General features: G+C 29.7%; 15 protein-coding genes and 1 other RNA gene. 2 read left to right on the top strand and 14 right to left on the bottom strand.

Going from position 1 to position 16,592, the window contains the following annotated elements:
- Positions 1-15 precede the first annotated feature (15 nt).
- The 14 genes from XO10_RS00845 to XO10_RS00780 all read right to left on the bottom strand — a co-directional run bounded on the left by XO10_RS00845 (position 16) and on the right by XO10_RS00780 (position 14,795).
- On the bottom strand, positions 16-264 hold the full coding sequence (locus tag XO10_RS00845) for a TM1266 family iron-only hydrogenase system putative regulator (protein WP_014295632.1): 249 nt from the start codon (positions 262-264) through the stop codon (positions 16-18).
- Between the two features lie 198 nt (positions 265-462).
- On the bottom strand, positions 463-819 hold the full coding sequence (locus XO10_RS00840; RefSeq protein WP_014295631.1) for a class II SORL domain-containing protein: 357 nt from the start codon (positions 817-819) through the stop codon (positions 463-465).
- Positions 820-831: 12 nt separating this feature from the next.
- Positions 832-1,344, bottom strand: coding sequence for a rubrerythrin family protein (locus tag XO10_RS00835; protein WP_041638405.1), 513 nt, complete (start codon positions 1,342-1,344; stop codon positions 832-834).
- A gap of 118 nt (positions 1,345-1,462) precedes the next feature.
- Positions 1,463-1,789, bottom strand: an RNA gene (gene rnpB, locus XO10_RS00830) — RNase P RNA component class A.
- Between the two features lie 8 nt (positions 1,790-1,797).
- A complete protein-coding gene (locus XO10_RS00825; protein WP_175418007.1) occupies positions 1,798-2,709 on the bottom strand; it encodes a TIGR01212 family radical SAM protein in 912 nt (303 codons plus the stop codon).
- Between the two features lie 52 nt (positions 2,710-2,761).
- A complete protein-coding gene (locus tag XO10_RS00820; RefSeq protein ID WP_014295628.1) occupies positions 2,762-4,033 on the bottom strand; it encodes an amidohydrolase in 1,272 nt (423 codons plus the stop codon).
- Between the two features lie 24 nt (positions 4,034-4,057).
- Positions 4,058-6,262, bottom strand: a complete 2,205-nt coding sequence (locus tag XO10_RS00815; RefSeq protein ID WP_175421014.1) for a methyl-accepting chemotaxis protein — start codon at positions 6,260-6,262, stop codon at positions 4,058-4,060.
- A 34-nt stretch (positions 6,263-6,296) separates the two neighbouring features.
- A complete protein-coding gene (locus tag XO10_RS00810; protein WP_014295626.1) occupies positions 6,297-7,040 on the bottom strand; it encodes an alpha/beta hydrolase in 744 nt (247 codons plus the stop codon).
- A gap of 21 nt (positions 7,041-7,061) precedes the next feature.
- Positions 7,062-8,381: a transcription termination factor Rho gene (gene rho / locus XO10_RS00805; RefSeq protein WP_014295625.1), complete on the bottom strand. Its 1,320-nt coding sequence runs from the start codon at positions 8,379-8,381 to the stop codon at positions 7,062-7,064.
- A 188-nt stretch (positions 8,382-8,569) separates the two neighbouring features.
- The gene (locus XO10_RS00800; RefSeq protein ID WP_014295624.1) at positions 8,570-9,265 is read right to left on the bottom strand and encodes a hypothetical protein; all 696 of its coding nucleotides are present in this window, start codon (positions 9,263-9,265) and stop codon (positions 8,570-8,572) included.
- A 10-nt stretch (positions 9,266-9,275) separates the two neighbouring features.
- The gene (polA, locus tag XO10_RS00795; protein WP_175421013.1) at positions 9,276-11,960 is read right to left on the bottom strand and encodes a DNA polymerase I; all 2,685 of its coding nucleotides are present in this window, start codon (positions 11,958-11,960) and stop codon (positions 9,276-9,278) included.
- 7 nt (positions 11,961-11,967) lie between these two features.
- A complete protein-coding gene (locus XO10_RS00790; protein ID WP_075780096.1) occupies positions 11,968-12,165 on the bottom strand; it encodes a hypothetical protein in 198 nt (65 codons plus the stop codon).
- A 21-nt stretch (positions 12,166-12,186) separates the two neighbouring features.
- The gene (dtd, locus tag XO10_RS00785) at positions 12,187-12,639 is read right to left on the bottom strand and encodes a D-aminoacyl-tRNA deacylase (RefSeq protein ID WP_014295621.1); all 453 of its coding nucleotides are present in this window, start codon (positions 12,637-12,639) and stop codon (positions 12,187-12,189) included.
- A gap of 2 nt (positions 12,640-12,641) precedes the next feature.
- On the bottom strand, positions 12,642-14,795 hold the full coding sequence (locus XO10_RS00780; protein ID WP_014295620.1) for a bifunctional (p)ppGpp synthetase/guanosine-3',5'-bis(diphosphate) 3'-pyrophosphohydrolase: 2,154 nt from the start codon (positions 14,793-14,795) through the stop codon (positions 12,642-12,644).
- A gap of 114 nt (positions 14,796-14,909) precedes the next feature.
- On the opposite strand from XO10_RS00780, the gene fabG reads away from it, so the two are divergent.
- Both fabG and XO10_RS00770 read left to right on the top strand, forming a co-directional pair.
- Positions 14,910-15,659, top strand: coding sequence for a 3-oxoacyl-[acyl-carrier-protein] reductase (fabG, locus tag XO10_RS00775; RefSeq protein WP_014295619.1), 750 nt, complete (start codon positions 14,910-14,912; stop codon positions 15,657-15,659).
- Positions 15,659-16,591 (top strand): radical SAM protein, encoded by a 933-nt coding sequence (locus XO10_RS00770; protein WP_014295618.1) that lies wholly within the window; start codon positions 15,659-15,661, stop codon positions 16,589-16,591. The genes fabG and XO10_RS00770 overlap by 1 nt, the downstream gene beginning before the upstream one ends.
- Position 16,592 lies beyond the last annotated feature (1 nt).

Here is a 16,592-nt window from a genome sequence, read left to right as displayed (position 1 = left end):
ACACCTCCAGATAATTTAAATTTTTAAAGTTGTACTTTTAACCTTTACAGAATCAATTTGCCCTAATTTTCCAGATAATGCACCAAGCTCATCTGTTGTCATTTCCACCACAAGAAATATTATCGCTATTCCTTTTTCCTTCATTGGATAACCCACTCTCAAAAGAATTTTTTCACCATAATTGTGTAATAAATCACTTACTTTTTGATAAGCTAAGTCACGGTTATAAATTATTATGGACAATGTGCTTATCTTCTTTTCCATAAAAAAACACCCCTTCCTTTGGTATTTTCTATACACCAAGGAAGGGGAATATTGTATCCCTTATTTCCCCTCCCTTGATGTCAGGAATACTCCCTTCATCTCAGGAGAAAAATTTCACTTTTATATTTCGAGAAAATTATAACATACTTTTTTTACATAAATATTAACATATTAAAAAAATAAGGAGCATAAAGCTCCTTATTCTACTTCTATAACCTTTTCTGATTCCCATAAACCATGGAGGTTACAATATGAATGTGCTATTAAAGTTCCTTTTTTATCTAATTTTATATGTGTTAATACATGTGGTTCAGTTACTCCTGCACCAAATTCAAATCTTCCAAGATGAATGGTATTTGGATTATCCTCATAATGAACATATAAATCTATCCACGCAATATGATGTTCCACTGTATTTGGATGAGCTATATCTTTTCCAACCTGTACCTCAACTTTAAATGTCTCTCCTGCCTTTACCTTTTCAGGTGCATCTATAACTGGTACATGCTTTTCATTTTTGAAATCTGCTGATTTAATTACATCTCCTAATTTCATTTTTTCCCCTCCTTAAAACTCTTCAAATTGTGATGAGGTTGCACCACAAACTGGACATTTTTCTGGTATTTCATCAAATGTTGTATATCCACAAATCTTACATACATAAACCTTTTTATCTTCTAAATCTTCATTGGTTTCAAGATGCTTTTTTGCTTCTTTATACATTTCTTCATGTATTTTTTCAGCTTCTAATGCATAATGAGCACTTCTTACAGCTTCTTTTTCTTCCTGGAATTCTGAAGCATTTTTATATACTGGATACATTTCTTCAATTTCAAAGTGTTCTCCAGCAGCTGAATCTTCTAAATTATCTCCTACGCTTCCTAAATAGCCCAATGCTTTAAAATGATTTCGAGCATGTACAAACTCTGCATATGCAATTGCTCTCCATAATCTTGCAAGATTTTTTTTGCCCTGAGCTTCAGCATCTTCAGCATAAATTGTATACTTCATATGAGCTTTGGATTCACCACAAAAAGCATCTTCTAAAAATTTTCTTGTCATTTCTTTTTTTACCATAATTACATCCCCCTTATAGTTAAATTTTCAAATAAAAACAAATTTAAAATAATTACAAATATATTCTATACCGTTTATTTTACTTAAAAATTACAAAATTTTTACAGTTTGATTAGCTAACAAAAAAAGTGGGACGGTAAGCCGGATTCTGTTTTATCGGTCATTTATCTAAGCGGTCTACCTGGAAGGCGCCATAAAAGGCAAGCCGGGCAAGCTTAACCTTCCTATTTGACCTTGCTCAGGATGGGGGTTACCAGGCCATCAGGTTACCCTGATGCCGGTGAGCTCTTACCTCACCTTTCCACCCTTGCCATATTCGGCGGTTTTCGTTTCTATGGCCCTTTCCGAGGATCACTCCTCCCGGCAGTTAACCGGCATCCCGCCCTCAGAGTCCGGACTTTCCTCATGGCATGCGAGTATGCTGCCACGCGACCGATCGTCCCACTTTATAATATATTATCTATTTAAGTAATTAAATAATCTTCCCTGATAGGTATTTCTATTTTTCATTTCTTTTTCAAGTAAATTTATTATTTTAATTTTGGACATTCCCCAATTCCCATGCAAAACACCTTCTCTTGGTGGATCAGCTGCTAAACGATGAATTACAATTTCTGGATCAAGATATTCTAAAAATAATATATTTCTATTAATAAATTCTTCTAAACTTAAAGGCTTTACCTCACCATTTTTATACATTTTTCCAAGTACAGTATCTTCAGTTATATAAAGGGAATGCAATTTTACACCATCTACTTTTAATGCTGATAATATTTTTGCTCCTTCAATAATATCTTCTTCACTATCCCAGGGCAAATCCACTATCATATGCACTATCACTTCAAGGTTTCTTTGTTTTGCTCTATTAACAGCATCTATAAACTCTGCAAGTGAATGGCCTCTATTTAAAATTTTTAATGTGTTTATATTAACGCTTTGAAGTCCATATTCTATATAAACATCCATTTTTTCTTTATACGATGCAATTAAATCCAAAACATCGTCTGGCACTGTATCTGGTCGTGTTGAAATATCAAGAATTATTATTCTTTCATCTATTAATGCCGAATCGTAAATTTTTTTTAAAACATGTGTCGGTGCATATGTATTTGTATTTGATTGAAAATATGCCATAAATTTGTTTGCTCTACCTTCATATCTTTTCATCATTATTTGTATCTGTTCTGCAATAGGTGTTTTAGGAGATAATGCTGCAAACCCGCTCCCACTTTCTTCACAGTAGATACATCCACCAGTTCCTCTTACACCGGTTTTATTTGGACAGGTAAAACCAGCGTTTATAGGTAAACGCTGGACTCTTTCTCCATATCTTTTTTTTAAGTAATCACTTAATTTATTGTATAACACCTTCTCTGCTCCTTTTTTATCTTTTCGTTTCTCTAATATTATAAACGTTTATTTATTCTTTTTCTTTAATTTTATTTTCGAGATTAGTGTATAATTCATGAAATTTTTCGTAATAATTATTTTCTTTTAATTTTGGAAATTCACCATTGTAATAAACCCATTCGCCATTTACCATAGTTGCATAGACTCTATTGGATGGTGCTGAATATACTATATGAGATTTTAATCTATTTAAATCTACAGGATAGAATTCTATGTTATTTATATCAATAACTGCAAAATCCGCTTTGTAACCTTCTTCTATTCTTCCAATTTTTTCGTTTAGTGCATATCCTCCATTTTCCCATACCATTCTTAATGCTTCTTCTGTTTTAAACTTTTCAGGACCATATGATTTTTGTAATAATGCTGCTAATCTCATTTCTTCCCAGAGATTTAAAGTATTATTACTTGCTGCCCCATCTGTTCCAAGAGTTACATTGATTTCATGTTCCAGCATTTTTATTATAGGAGCAATTCCATTACCTAACTTTAAATTACTTGAAGGGTTATGCGCAACTGTTATCTCGTTTCTTGCCAGAATTTTCATATCTTTATCGTCTACATGAACACAATGTGCAGCAATTACGTTATTTTTAAATAATCCAGTTTTTTCTAAGTCTTCAAAGGAATACATATCCCTTTCATGTTTCGCCTCATATAAATGGATTGTAGCAAACGTATCGTATTTTTCCGTTAATTCAGCTATTTCTTCAAGTTTATTCATTGGACATGTATATGGAGCATGTGGTCCAAATCCCACTTTTATATTATATTTGTTATGATATTTTTCAAATAGCTCTATTGTTTCATCTATTCTTCTTTTCCATCCTTCATCATTATCATATCCCAATCCTCTTGTTAAATACGCTCTTACTCCTAAATCCTTTACTGCTTCTGCTGTTCCATTCATAAATAAATACATATCTACAATTGTTGTTGTTCCTTTGGATAACATTTCCATTGTTGATATTAAAGAACCATAATATGTGAGTTCATCTGTTAATAATTCTTCTCGAGGAAACATAACGTCAAACAGCCATTCTTTTAAGGTTAAATCATCACCTATTCCTCTGAACAAACTCATTGCAAGATGTGTATGTGTATTTATAAATCCAGGAAGTATGAGTTTATCTTTTAAATCTATTAATTCCACAGTATTGTCTTCATTTTCTATATTTTCTTCAATTTCTATTATAATTCCATTTTCAATTAAAATGTCCATTTTTTTTATTTCTGCATCCGCACTCATTAACACATATGCATTTTTTAATATTTTTTTCATTTTTTCACCTCTATACTATTGACATTATATTTTGAAATTATCCAATTTATTGTTCAACTCTTCTACTAATTTTTTTAATTCTTCTGCTTTTTCATTTACATTGCTTATTTCTTCGCTTTCTATCTGGATATCTCTTGTTATTTCGGATATTTCTTCAGAAATTTGATTTACCATTTGTGAAGTTTTTTCAGCTGCTGCCGCCATCTCTTCTGTTGAAGCACTTTGCTCTTCAGCACTTGAGGTTAACCCTTCGACTCGTTTATTTATATTTTCTATTTTTTCAAGGATTACTCCAAATTTTTCTTTTACATCATTAGCCTGATTTTCAACTTCATTTATTACTTCTACAGTTTCCTCTGTAGCTTTATTTGCCTGAATCGTACCATTTTTTATTTCTGTTAAGATTTTAGCAATTTCTTCTGTTGCATTTTTACTTTCTTCTGCTAATTTTCTTATTTCATCTGCAACTACAGCAAATCCTTTCCCGGCTTCTCCAGCCCTTGCCGCCTCTATTGCTGCATTTAATGCAAGTAAATTGGTCTGTTCTGTAATTGTTGTTATTGTATCAACAATTTCACCAATATTTTCAGCTTTTTCTGATAAGGTTTCAACTGCTTTTTCTGTTTCAGTTGATTTTTCTACTGCTTTTTGTATTATTTCATTAATTTGAATTATTGATTTTTCACCTTTTTCAGTTATTTCTGTAGCTTCATTTACTTCTTTTGATATTTCTGATGTATCGCTTGAAACCTTTTGAGCAGCAATTGAAACTTCATTTACACCTGTAGTTAGCATTTCTGTATATGATGCCGCATTTTCAGCATTTTCTTCTATATCCATGGCTTTTGATAATGATTCTTCATTTGCTCGCATTGTTTTGTTTGATATTTCCGTTAGTGTTTCTGCTGAATTTTCAATCTTATCTCCTGCTATTAGTATCCATTTTATTGTATCTTTAAGATTATTTGCCATATTTTGCAATGATTTTGCTATTAATGCCGTTTCATCTTTACTTTTTACTTTAAAATCTACTGTAAAGTCGCCAAGTGCAAATTTATCAACTTTTTTACTCAATTCAATTAGTGGACTTGATATTTTTTGTGAAAAGAATATTGATATGACTATTGAAATTATTAATATAATTACAGAGGTTATAGATAATATATTTCTGATTTTAACTGAATCTTCATAAGCCTCTTTTAATGAAACTTCTGCCACAAATATCCAGTTTATATCTTTAAAATTAAACAATGAATAGGCTACAATCACATCTTCATTGTTTATGTTTTTAGAAATCTCCCATCCAGAATTTCCTTTTAAAGCTTCTACAATATAGTCTGTATCAACTTTTTGTTTTAATAATGTATTTTTGTCTGGCAAATTACTTCTCATTATTTTATCTTTACCTACTATGTATGTAATTCCAGTTTTCCCCATTCCACTTCTATCCATAAAGATTTTTTCAAAATTTTCCACATTTAATCTAACTATTAAATAACCTATGTTTTGATTGTCATATATTAATTTCTTACCGGCAAAAAAAGCATATTTGCTGTCGCCTATATTATATTCTTCGATATCTGAAAAATGAACTTTATTTTCTTTATCTTCACTTAAAATTTTATATATCTTCGCCAAACTGGTATTTTTTAATTTTGACGAATTAATACTTTCTGCAAAATCATCGTTTTTCTTAACGGAATATAGTACGTATCCATCTGAAGATATGTAATAAATATCATAATATAAATTTTTAGTATTTATCAATTTTCTCAACAATGGATTTATTTTCTCATGAACTGAATTATATTGATATACTTCATCTAAAACATCTGAGGATATTTTATTTTGATCAAAATTGTCATCATAAAAGAAATTGTCAAGTTTTTCTTTTTCTTTATAAGGATTATTCTCATAATATATAAGTTTTAAATCTTTTAATAATGTATCAAAGTCATCTAAGCTTTTATAAAAATCTTCTTCGTCATAAAATCCTTTTAAATTTTCAACTATAGCATTCATATCGCTAAAGTAATCTAAATCATTTGAAACTTCCATCAATGTCTTTTGTAACAACATTATTTTTGAGTCCCGGGCTACTATTAATTTATTAACAAAACTCTTTTTTAAGGAATCCTGAGATTGCGTTAAACTTATCATAAAAAATACCAGAAATGATATAAACAACAAAGAAAATGTCAAAATCAATATTTTGGATTTTATTTTCATATTATCTCCCCCCCAAAAATTTTTTTAATATTTTTTATTCAATAAATTCAAAGATGGCTTCATAAAATTTATCTTTGTATTTTGGTTCATTAAATACTTCATGTTTGGCATATTTATGTTTTTTTAAGTATAAGGTATTTATTTTTTGAGATAACTTTTCAAGCTCATTGATATTCACAATTTTATCTTCTTCACCATATTGAAGTAATACTGGAATATCCAATTTTTCAGCACTATTCAGGGCTTTTTCTGCTTCAGAAAAAAGTTGTTTGGCAGTTTTCATTGAAATTCTATTGTGTACTAACGGATCATTTATATATTTTTCAACTGCTTCTTCGCTATAACATAATGCTGATGGAGATATTCCGTTACTTATTGTTAAACTTCCAAAAATACCTACTGTTGATAATAAAATTTTATGAAAAGAATTATATAATTTCCCAACTGCAGGTGAAGATAATATTAATTTTTCTGGTTTTTTCTCTGAAACTTCTGCATATCTTAAAGATATAAGCCCTCCTAAGCTATGTCCAAATAATATAAATTTATCAGGTGTTATTTCTTCTATATATTCATAAATTTTATAAAAATCCTTTATATGCCCTCTTTTACCTTCGCTTAAACCATGACCCGGTAAATCAAATGTAATTACCTGAAAATTTCTTTCTAACAACATTTCTATAAATGGTTTATACCTTCCTGAATGTTCTCCAAGTCCATGTACAATAACAAATGTAGCTTTTGGCTTAGAATCCTTTATAAATCTCTTTAAATACATATTATCCCCCCTGAAATTAAACTAATTTATAAATTTTTGCTTTTCAATTTCTTTGAACATTTTTTTATTTGTTTCATACTTTCTCATTAATCTGAATATCTCCATTATTGCTTCTTCTTTAGTAAGGTTATTTAGCCAATTTCTTAAAATCCATGAATATTTTAATTCTTCTTTTGAGAATAATAATTCTTCTTTTCTTGTTCCTGAAAGCTTTATGTCTATAGACGGGAATATTCGTTTATTTGCTAATTCTCTTGATAGAATCAATTCCATATTTCCTGTTCCCTTAAATTCTTCAAATATTACCTCATCCATTTTTGAACCTGTTTCAACTAAGGCCGTTGCAATTATTGTTAAACTTCCGCCTTCTCTAATTCTTCTAGCTGCTCCAAAGAATTTTTTAGGAAAGGTTAATGCCGATGGATCAACACCACCGCTTAATAATTTTCCGCTTGGGGGAACATACAAATTATATGCTCTGGCCAATCTTGTTAATGAATCCATTAAGATTATTACATCATGTCCAAATTCAACGAGCCTTTTTGCCATATTTAATGTCATTTCTGCAACTTTTATTTGGTTTTGCGGATCCATATCAAAAGGTGCAGCTATTACTTCTGCATCAACCGTTTCTCTAATATCTGTTACTTCTTCAGGTCTCTCATCTATTAATAAAACTATCCTTTTGGTTTCCGGATTATTTTTAGCAATTGAATTAGCCATATCTTTTAATAATGTTGTTTTACCTGCCTTAGGTGGTGCAACAATTAATCCCCTTTGACCTTTACCAATTGGTGAAAAAATATCTATTATTCTGGAACTTAAAGGACCATTTTCATATTCTAATATCAATCGTTCATTTGGATAAACTGGTGTTAAATTCTCAAATGAAACCCTATCTTTTGCTGTTTCAGGATCCTGGTAGTTTACAGCTTCAACACGTAATAATGCAAAGAATTTTTCTCCTTCTTTTGGAGGCCTAACCTGACCAGCAACTACATCACCTGTAGAAAGGTTAAATCTTCTAATTTGCGATTGTGAAACATATACATCGTCATTCCCTGTAAGCAAAGAATTATGGGTATTTCTTAAAAATCCATATCCATCTGGAAGAATTTCAAGGATTCCTTCGTGGAAGAAATATCCGAAAGATTCCGTTTGCTTGCTCAAAATTTTAAACTTTAATTCGTGATCTGTAAGAGTGGAATAATTTTCAATTCCGTATTTTCTTGCAAGATTGTATAATTGTCTCCGGCTCATTTGATTAAGTTTCCCCATATCTATTTCGACAGGGATAATTTCATCTTTTTGCTTTGATGCCTCTTTATTGTTTTCACTCATTTTCACACCTCTTTTGAAAGATTTTTGAAGTTTCTACCGAAGCTTCGATGGAGAGTTTTGAAAGAATATAACATTTAATTATATCATAATAAAACATTTTATTTTCAAAAATATAAATAATTTCTTTAGTTATTATAACATACTATAAAGATATAAAGGGCTTATAGATAAATAGCCCTTTATATTGATTATTTTATTGAATTGAGTATTATTATACTTATAACTGCTGTAAATATTGAAATTACTATATATTTAGTCAATGTTTTTTTAGTTCTATCAATTTTTATATTTATTTTCTTAGTTTGAATACCTTCTCCATTAAAAATAGTTAATGGTAAATTATATAACCCATCTTTTAATTCTTTCAAATTTATATATATAACATTTTTTCCTGGATTAATTTGTTTTATTATATTTAAAAATCCTATTTTCAAACTCGCTTTAGTATTGGAATACAGGATTATTTCTAAATCATCATTATACCAGTCATTATTTGGAGATATTTCTTTTGTATATTTATGAATAATCACTCTTGGCTGAATTTCTTTCTCAAAAGATATTTGAATGTTTTCTTTATTAAAATAGAACTCATATTCTTTTTCATGATATATTATTTTATTTTTACCAGAAGGAACTATAAATTTTTGTTCAGGAGAATATACTCTAATCTTTTCCCCGTCTATTATAACTTCTTCTGGATATTTACTTAATAAAAAAGTAACTGTGGAGATAATAGAATCTTCTATATATTTTATTTTTACTGTGTTTTCATAACTGGTTCCAGTACTTCCAATAGTAATTAAAAAACTAAAATTTATCTTTGTATATGCGAATAAAGAAATACTTAATAAAAGTATACATAATAATACTATTAATTTTCTCACTATAATCGCCTCACTTTGACCACCTTTCGGATACTGCAATATCCACTTTTAGAGGCACATCTAACTTAACAGCATTTTCCATAGTTTCCTTTACAATTAAACTAACTTCTTCAATCCTATCTTCAGGTAATTCTATTACAATTTCATCATGAACCTGAAGAATCATCTTAGCATATTCTGGCAAAACTTTATCTAATTTTATCATTGCCAATTTCATAATATCTGACGCTGTTCCTTGAATTGGAGTATTTACTGCAATTCTTCTTAAATCATTTTTGTTAAGATTCAACTTACTTAAAAATCTTTTTCTTCCAAATAATGTTTCGACATATCCATTTTTATTTAAATTGGATAATATTTCTTTCTGATATTTTTCTACATTTTTATATAGCTCAAAATACTTTTTTATGAATATTCCTGCTTCTTCTATAGAAATCCCTGTTCTTTCAGCTAAACCATATGAGGAAACACCATATATTATAGAAAAGTTTATCATTTTTCCAATTTGCCTCATTTTATTATCAACATTTTCTTCAGGAACATCAAACAATTTCGCTGCTGTAATTTTATGAATATCAAGGTTTTTATTGAATGAATCTATTAAAATTGGATCCTGACTCATATGAGCTAAAACACGTAATTCTATTTGAGAGTAATCCGCACTCATTAAAACATAATTTTCTTTTTCAGCTTTGACAGCTTTTCTTATCTTTTCCCCTTCCACTTCTCTAATTGGTAGATTTTGTAGATTTGGATCACTGCTGCTTAATCTTCCCGTGGCTGCCCCTGTTTGATTAAATGATGTATGAACTCTTCCCGTTACTGGATTTACTAATTTTGGTATTGCTTGAATATATGTTGATAAAAGCTTTTGGTATTTTCTATATTCTAATATAAGCTTAATTACAGGATGTTCATTTTTCAACTCTTCCAGAACCTGTGCATTTGTTGAATATTGACCGCCTTTTGTTTTCTTTTTCGGCTTTATTCCAAGTTTTTCAAATAACAATTCACGGATTTGTTTTGGAGAATTTGGATTAACACTATATCCTGCAATTTCCTGAATTTCATTTAAAATATTTTTGGTAATATTTTTATACTCTTTTTCAAGCTCTTTCAAATATGGAATATCAAAGAAAACTCCATTTAATTCCATTTTGGCTAGAACAGGAATTAGGGGATTTTCTATTTCTTCCATTACCTTTTCAAGTTGAAATTCATAGATTCGAGGTTTTAATACATAAAAAAGACGTAAAGTTATATCTGCATCTTCACCTGAATATTCCGCAACCTTTTCAGGATCTACATCTTTTAATGTATTGGCAAATAAGGTATCTTTTTTTACTATATCATCATATTTTATTGTTTCATAATCGAGATATTTTTTAGCTAAATCATCCATATTGAATCGTCGAGAATCTGGAGAAACAAGATATGCAGCAATCATTGTATCAAAATAAGGATTCTTTATCTCAAACCCATTAACCTTCATTATTGATAAATCGTATTTAAGATTTTGTCCAATTAAATCTTTTTCTTTGAGAATTAACCATATTTTTTTTAATATTTCAAGTTTTTCTTTTTTTTCAAGTTTTGATATATCGATGTAATACCCTATCCCTGGTTCTGTAGATAAAGCTATGCCAAGAATTTCTGCACGATACGGATCTACTGCGGTTGTCTCTAAATCAAATGATACAGGATTTGCATCCTTTATTTTCGATATTATTTCATCGATTTTATCAGGACTTATTAAATGATATTTTCCCTTTTTAGATAGATCTTCAAATTCCGGGATTTCAGGTGAGACTATTACTTTTTTTTCTTCCTTTAATCCTAATTCTCTAATTATTGATTTAAATTCAAATTCATTTAATAATTTCTCAAGTTCCTCTGTATAACCCCTATATATATAATCTTCCCAATTTATATCCAACTCAACATCTGTAATTAATTGAACCAATTTTTTACTTAAAAATGCCATATCTTTTCCTTCTGTTAATTTTTTCTGTATGGATTTAGTTGTATTTCTAACATTTTTATATATTTCTTCAAGAGTCCCATACTCTTTTATAAGCTTTGTAGCCGTTTTTTCTCCAATTCCTTTTACACCAGGAATATTATCCGCAGTGTCTCCAGTTAATGCAAGAAAATCTTGAATTTTTTTAGGTTCAAATCCATATCTCTCTTTAACTTTTTCTATATCATATTCTATTAAATCGGTAATACCTCTGCCAATTCTTAACATTTTTATTTTCTCATCTATTAACTGCATTAAATCTTTATCGGAAGAAAGAATATAAATATTTTTAAATTTTTCCTTTCCTTTTAAAGCCAATGTTGCTATAACATCATCTGCCTCAACACCTTCTTCAGCAATTATCTTTATTCCAAGTGCATTAACCATTTCAAGTATATAAGGTATTTGCTCTTTGAATATTTTAGGTGTTTCAGGTCTGTTAGCTTTATACTGTTCTAATAATTTGTGCCTATAGGTTACAGTTTTTTTATCCATTACGAAAATAACTGCATCTTCATTTGTTTTTATATATTTTTTTAAGATTTTTATAAGCATTTTGGTAACACCATAGATTGCATTAGTTGGAATTCCTGTTGATGTTTGCAATTCCTGATCCAATGCAAAAAATGCTCTATATGCTACTCCGCTTCCATCTATAAGATATAAATTACTCATATTTTCTTTATTCCCCTCTTACATATTTTTTTGTTCCATCTGGTAATTTAAATTTCACAACAACACCTTTAGCAGGTTTTTCTTCACCTCTATATATTTTATGCACATTTTGAGGAGTTACTCCATATTGAGCTCCTTCACTGCTAATATGTACATCAAAAGGATGTTCAGAATATACGAATACTGTAATTTCAACTTCTTTCATAATAACACCTCCAAATTTTTTTTAAAATGTTTTTTCTGAATCTAATAACAAAGTTACTGGGCCATCGTTTATTAACTCAACTTCCATTTCTGCTTGAAAAATCCCTCTTTCAACCTTTATATTATAATTGTCTTCAATATATTTCATAAACTTCTCATAATATTCATTAGCTTTATCGGGTTTCGCTGCATTTGAATACGAAGGTCTTCTGCCTTTTCTACAATCTCCATATAATGTAAATTGAGATACAACAAGTATTTCTCCCTTTATATCAAGCAAGGACAAATTCATCTTATCATTTTCATCTTCAAAAATCCTTAAATTCATTATTTTATCTGCTAACCACTTTATATCGTTTTCTGTATCGTTATGCCCTACTCCAAGTAGAACTAAAATTCCCTTTCCAATTTTTCCAACTATTTCATTTTCAACTACCACAGAAGCTTTTTTTACTCTTTGCAATACAGCTCTCAACTTTAACTCCTCCTTACACTATATACTCCCTTTATATTTTTTATTGCCGTTAAAACTCTCATTAGATGTTGTACATCTTTTACAGCTAATCGCATCTTTAGATCTATTCTATCAGTTTTTCTTGTGGTTTCATACATTTCTATATTAGCTTTTTCATTTTTTATTTTTCTTCTTATATCATCAAGAACAGATTTGTTTTCCATTTCTATTAAAAGATGTGTAACGAATTTTGTATTTTCTGCATCTTCTGTTACCCAACTAACTTTTATTACTCTATTTGGTGGAACTTCACGTATATTCATACAATTTCTTCTATGAATACCTATACCTCTTCTACTAACAATACCTATAATGTCATCACCAAGAACAGGATTACAACATTTTGCAAAATAAACATCTATACCTTCCTGACCATCTACTATAACTCCTACTCCTTTTCGCTTATAGGTAATGTGATGTACTTCTTCTTTCTTTTCTTCTATTCTTGGTTCTTCTTTCTTCTCAAATAATTTGTATATCTCCCTTGGGTTTAAATCTCCAAAACCAAGACGAATATATAATTCTTCTTCATTTTTTATCTTGTGTTTTTCACAAAAAATCTCATTATTTCTTATTTCGTGAATTAGATTATCTATGGACATATCAAGGTCTTTAGCAATTTCACGAATCTTGTCTCTTCCTTTTTCTTCAAGATTCTTTTCATTTTTTAATCTGTAATATCTTTTTATTTTATGCTTTGTTCTTGAAGATTTTGCATATTTCAACCAATCTATACTTGGACCAGAAGAGTTTCTGTTAACTATTATTTCTACAATATCTCCATTTTGAAGCTCATAACTTATAGGAACTATTCTTCCATTAACCTTTGCACCGGCAAAATGATTTCCAACGTTAGTATGAATGGCGTATGCAAAATCAATTGGAGTTGCGCCATATGGCAAATGCAAAATCTCACCTTTTGGTGTAAATACAAAAACTTCATGCGCCTGAAGTTCCTCTTCTATTTCACTCATATTAAATGCAGATTGGGCTATTTCTTTATGTAAATCCATTAATCTTTTTACGAAATACATTTTTTTAGCGTCTACACCCTGTTTGTATGCCCAATGTGCTGCAAGACCATATTCACTTTCTTCATGCATTTCCCAATCTCTAATTTGAATTTCAAGCGTTTCACCTTTATTTGTAATAACAGTAGTGTGAATTGACCTATAACCATTTGATTTTGGAACGGCTATATAATCTTTTATTCTTCCGGGCACAGGTCTCCAAACAGAATGAACAACACCTAAAGCTGCATAACATGCTGTAGGAGACTCCGTTATAATTCTTAAAGCAATAAAATCATAAATATCTTCAAAACTTTTGTTTTTTCTTAGCATTTTTTCCCATATACTATATAGATGTTTTGTTCTTCCTTGCAACGTAGCTTTTATATTGTGTTTTTCTAATTGTTCTTTTATTGTTGTTTTATATTCTTCCATCCTGTCATGAACATTTGATACACGTTCTTCCAACTTTCTTTTTAAATCTTCATAGGCTTCTGGATACAGATATTTAAAAGATAAATCCTCTAATTCTGCTTTTATTTTATGAATACCAAGTCTATGGGCAATCGGGGCATAAATTTTTAATGTTTCTTGAGACTTTATCACCTGTTTTTTATATGGAACATACTGTAAAGTTCTCATATTATGTAGTCTATCTGCTAATTTAACAATAATAACCCTTATATCATTTGACATTGCTAACAACATTTTCCTGATAGTCTCTATTTTCTCAAGCGATTTCATATCTACTTTATTTAATTTTTCATTTAATTTTAAATTACTAATTTTGGTAACTCCATCAACTATTCTACTTATTTCCGGTCCAAATTCATTGGTAATCTTTTCAATAGGAACATCACAATCTTCAACAACATCATGCAATAAGGCAGAAGCTATACTTTCAACATCCATCTTCAATTCAGCAAGAATTTTAGATACAGCTTTAGGATGTTCGAAAAAAGGCTCCCCAGAAGCTCTCATCTGACCATTATGAGCTTCCTTAGCAAGATAATATGCTTTCCTCAATATTTCGATTGATTCATCAGGTAGTTTTTTTTCAAGAATATTCTCTATTTCAGTAATATATTCCCTGAATTCCTGTTCCATTTATCCACTCCCTTTCATATGTAAATTATATCATACAATAGATTGTATTACAAAAAATATGCTATAATATAATGTGATTTGATTTTTATTAAAAAGTTCAAAGGAGGAAAAAGAATGAAATTAGAAAATAAAATATGTGTAGTAACTGGTGCAAACAGAGGTATTGGCAAAAAAATAAGTGAAGTTTTTGTAAGCGAAGGAGCTACCGTTTTGGGGTTTGCAAGAAACCTGGATGCTTTGAAAAAAGTAGAAGAAGAATTAAATGAAAAAGGGCCTGGAAAGTTCATCGGATACAAAGTCGATGTTTCAAATAGTGATGAAATTAATAATACAGTTAAGACAATTGCTAAAGAATTTAAAAGAATTGATGTTCTTGTCAATAATGCAGGTGTAACTAAAGATATGTTGTTATTATTAATGAAGGAAGAAGATTTTGATTTTGTTATCAATGTAAACTTAAAAGGTGTATTTCTTGTTACCAAAGCGGTTGCAAAAGTTATGAGAAAACAAAAAGAAGGATCTATAATAAATATTTCCAGTGTTGTTGGGCTTGAAGGTAATATTGGACAAACCAATTATTCTGCAAGTAAAGCAGGAGTTATTGGAATGACAAAAACATGGGCAAAAGAATTGACAATGAAAGGAGAACAAATTAGAGTAAATGCTGTGGCTCCAGGATTTATCGAAACAGATATGACTAAAGAATTAAATGAAGACTTTAAAAAAGCTGCTCTTGAAAGAATATTATTAAAAAGAATGGGAAGCGCAGAAGAAGTCGCAAAAGTCGTTTTATTCCTTGCATCAGATGATTCATCATATATTACAGGACAGGTTATACGAGTTGATGGAGGTATTGCACTGTAATGGCATATGTTCCTTCTTACATAAAACTTTATGAATCAGGCGAATTACAAAAGAGACGAGATATTTTATATGAAAAACTTTTTTCATGTAATTTATGTCCAAAGCAATGTCAAATAAATCGACATAAGCATGTTGGTGTATGTGGTGTAAGTAATAAGATTAAAGTTTCTGAATTTGTACTTTACAAAGGAGAAGAACCTCCTTTGGTTGGAGATACTGGTGCAGGAGGCGTTTTCTTTAGTAATTGTGTAATGAAATGTGTTTATTGTCAGAATTTTAATTTTTCTCAAAAAGGCTTTGGTAAAGAATTTAACGTTGAAGAATTGGCAGAAAAATTTCTCTGGTTACAAAACGAAAAAAAGGTTAAAAATATAGATTTAGTTACCGCCACGCCCTATCTCCCGTTTATTTTTGACGCATTAATCATCGCTATTGAAAATGGATTAAATATTCCTTTATTATGGAACACTTCGTCTTATGAAACAGTTGAAACTTTAAAATTTTTAGACGGCGTTATAGATATTTACCTTGCAGATATTAGATATACAACTGAATATGCTGCTAATCGATATTCTAAAACTCCAGATTACTGGAAATTTGCACAAGATGCTGTAAAAGAAATGTATAGACAAGTTGGAAGTAATTATATCTTTGAAAATAACCTTTTAAAAAGAGGATTGATTATAAGAATACTTGTATTACCTAATAACATTGATGAGGCACAGGGGGCTCTTAAATTTGTTGCAAAACTGGATAAAAATATATTGGTTAGTTTGATGGATCAATATGTTCCTGTATATAAAACCAAAGAATACCCGGAAATAAATCGTATATTAAAATACTCAGAATATAACAAAGTTATTGATACAATGGTTGAATTGGATTTGGACGGATGGATTCAGGAACATAAATTGTTAGAGGGGGAATTGTGAC

The sequence above is a fragment of the Marinitoga sp. 1135 genome (assembly GCF_013363245.1).
GTDB lineage: Bacteria > Thermotogota > Thermotogae > Petrotogales > Petrotogaceae > Marinitoga > Marinitoga piezophila.
The sequence above is the reverse complement of the archived record's forward strand: the minus strand, read 5'-3'. Positions and strand labels throughout refer to the sequence as shown.

Coding starts and splice junctions, on each gene's coding strand:
- XO10_RS00845 (WP_014295632.1), bottom strand. CDS start 264: ATGGAAAAGAAGATAAGCACATTGTCCATAATAATTTATAACCGTGAC.
- XO10_RS00840 (WP_014295631.1), bottom strand. CDS start 819: ATGAAATTAGGAGATGTAATTAAATCAGCAGATTTCAAAAATGAAAAG.
- XO10_RS00820 (WP_014295628.1), bottom strand. CDS start 4,033: ATGAAAAAAATATTAAAAAATGCATATGTGTTAATGAGTGCGGATGCA.
- XO10_RS00815 (WP_175421014.1), bottom strand. CDS start 6,262: ATGAAAATAAAATCCAAAATATTGATTTTGACATTTTCTTTGTTGTTT.
- XO10_RS00810 (WP_014295626.1), bottom strand. CDS start 7,040: ATGTATTTAAAGAGATTTATAAAGGATTCTAAGCCAAAAGCTACATTT.
- rho (WP_014295625.1), bottom strand. CDS start 8,381: ATGAGTGAAAACAATAAAGAGGCATCAAAGCAAAAAGATGAAATTATC.
- polA (WP_175421013.1), bottom strand. CDS start 11,960: ATGAGTAATTTATATCTTATAGATGGAAGCGGAGTAGCATATAGAGCA.
- XO10_RS00790 (WP_075780096.1), bottom strand. CDS start 12,165: ATGAAAGAAGTTGAAATTACAGTATTCGTATATTCTGAACATCCTTTT.
- XO10_RS00780 (WP_014295620.1), bottom strand. CDS start 14,795: ATGGAACAGGAATTCAGGGAATATATTACTGAAATAGAGAATATTCTT.
- fabG (WP_014295619.1), top strand. CDS start 14,910: ATGAAATTAGAAAATAAAATATGTGTAGTAACTGGTGCAAACAGAGGT.
- XO10_RS00770 (WP_014295618.1), top strand. CDS start 15,659: ATGGCATATGTTCCTTCTTACATAAAACTTTATGAATCAGGCGAATTA.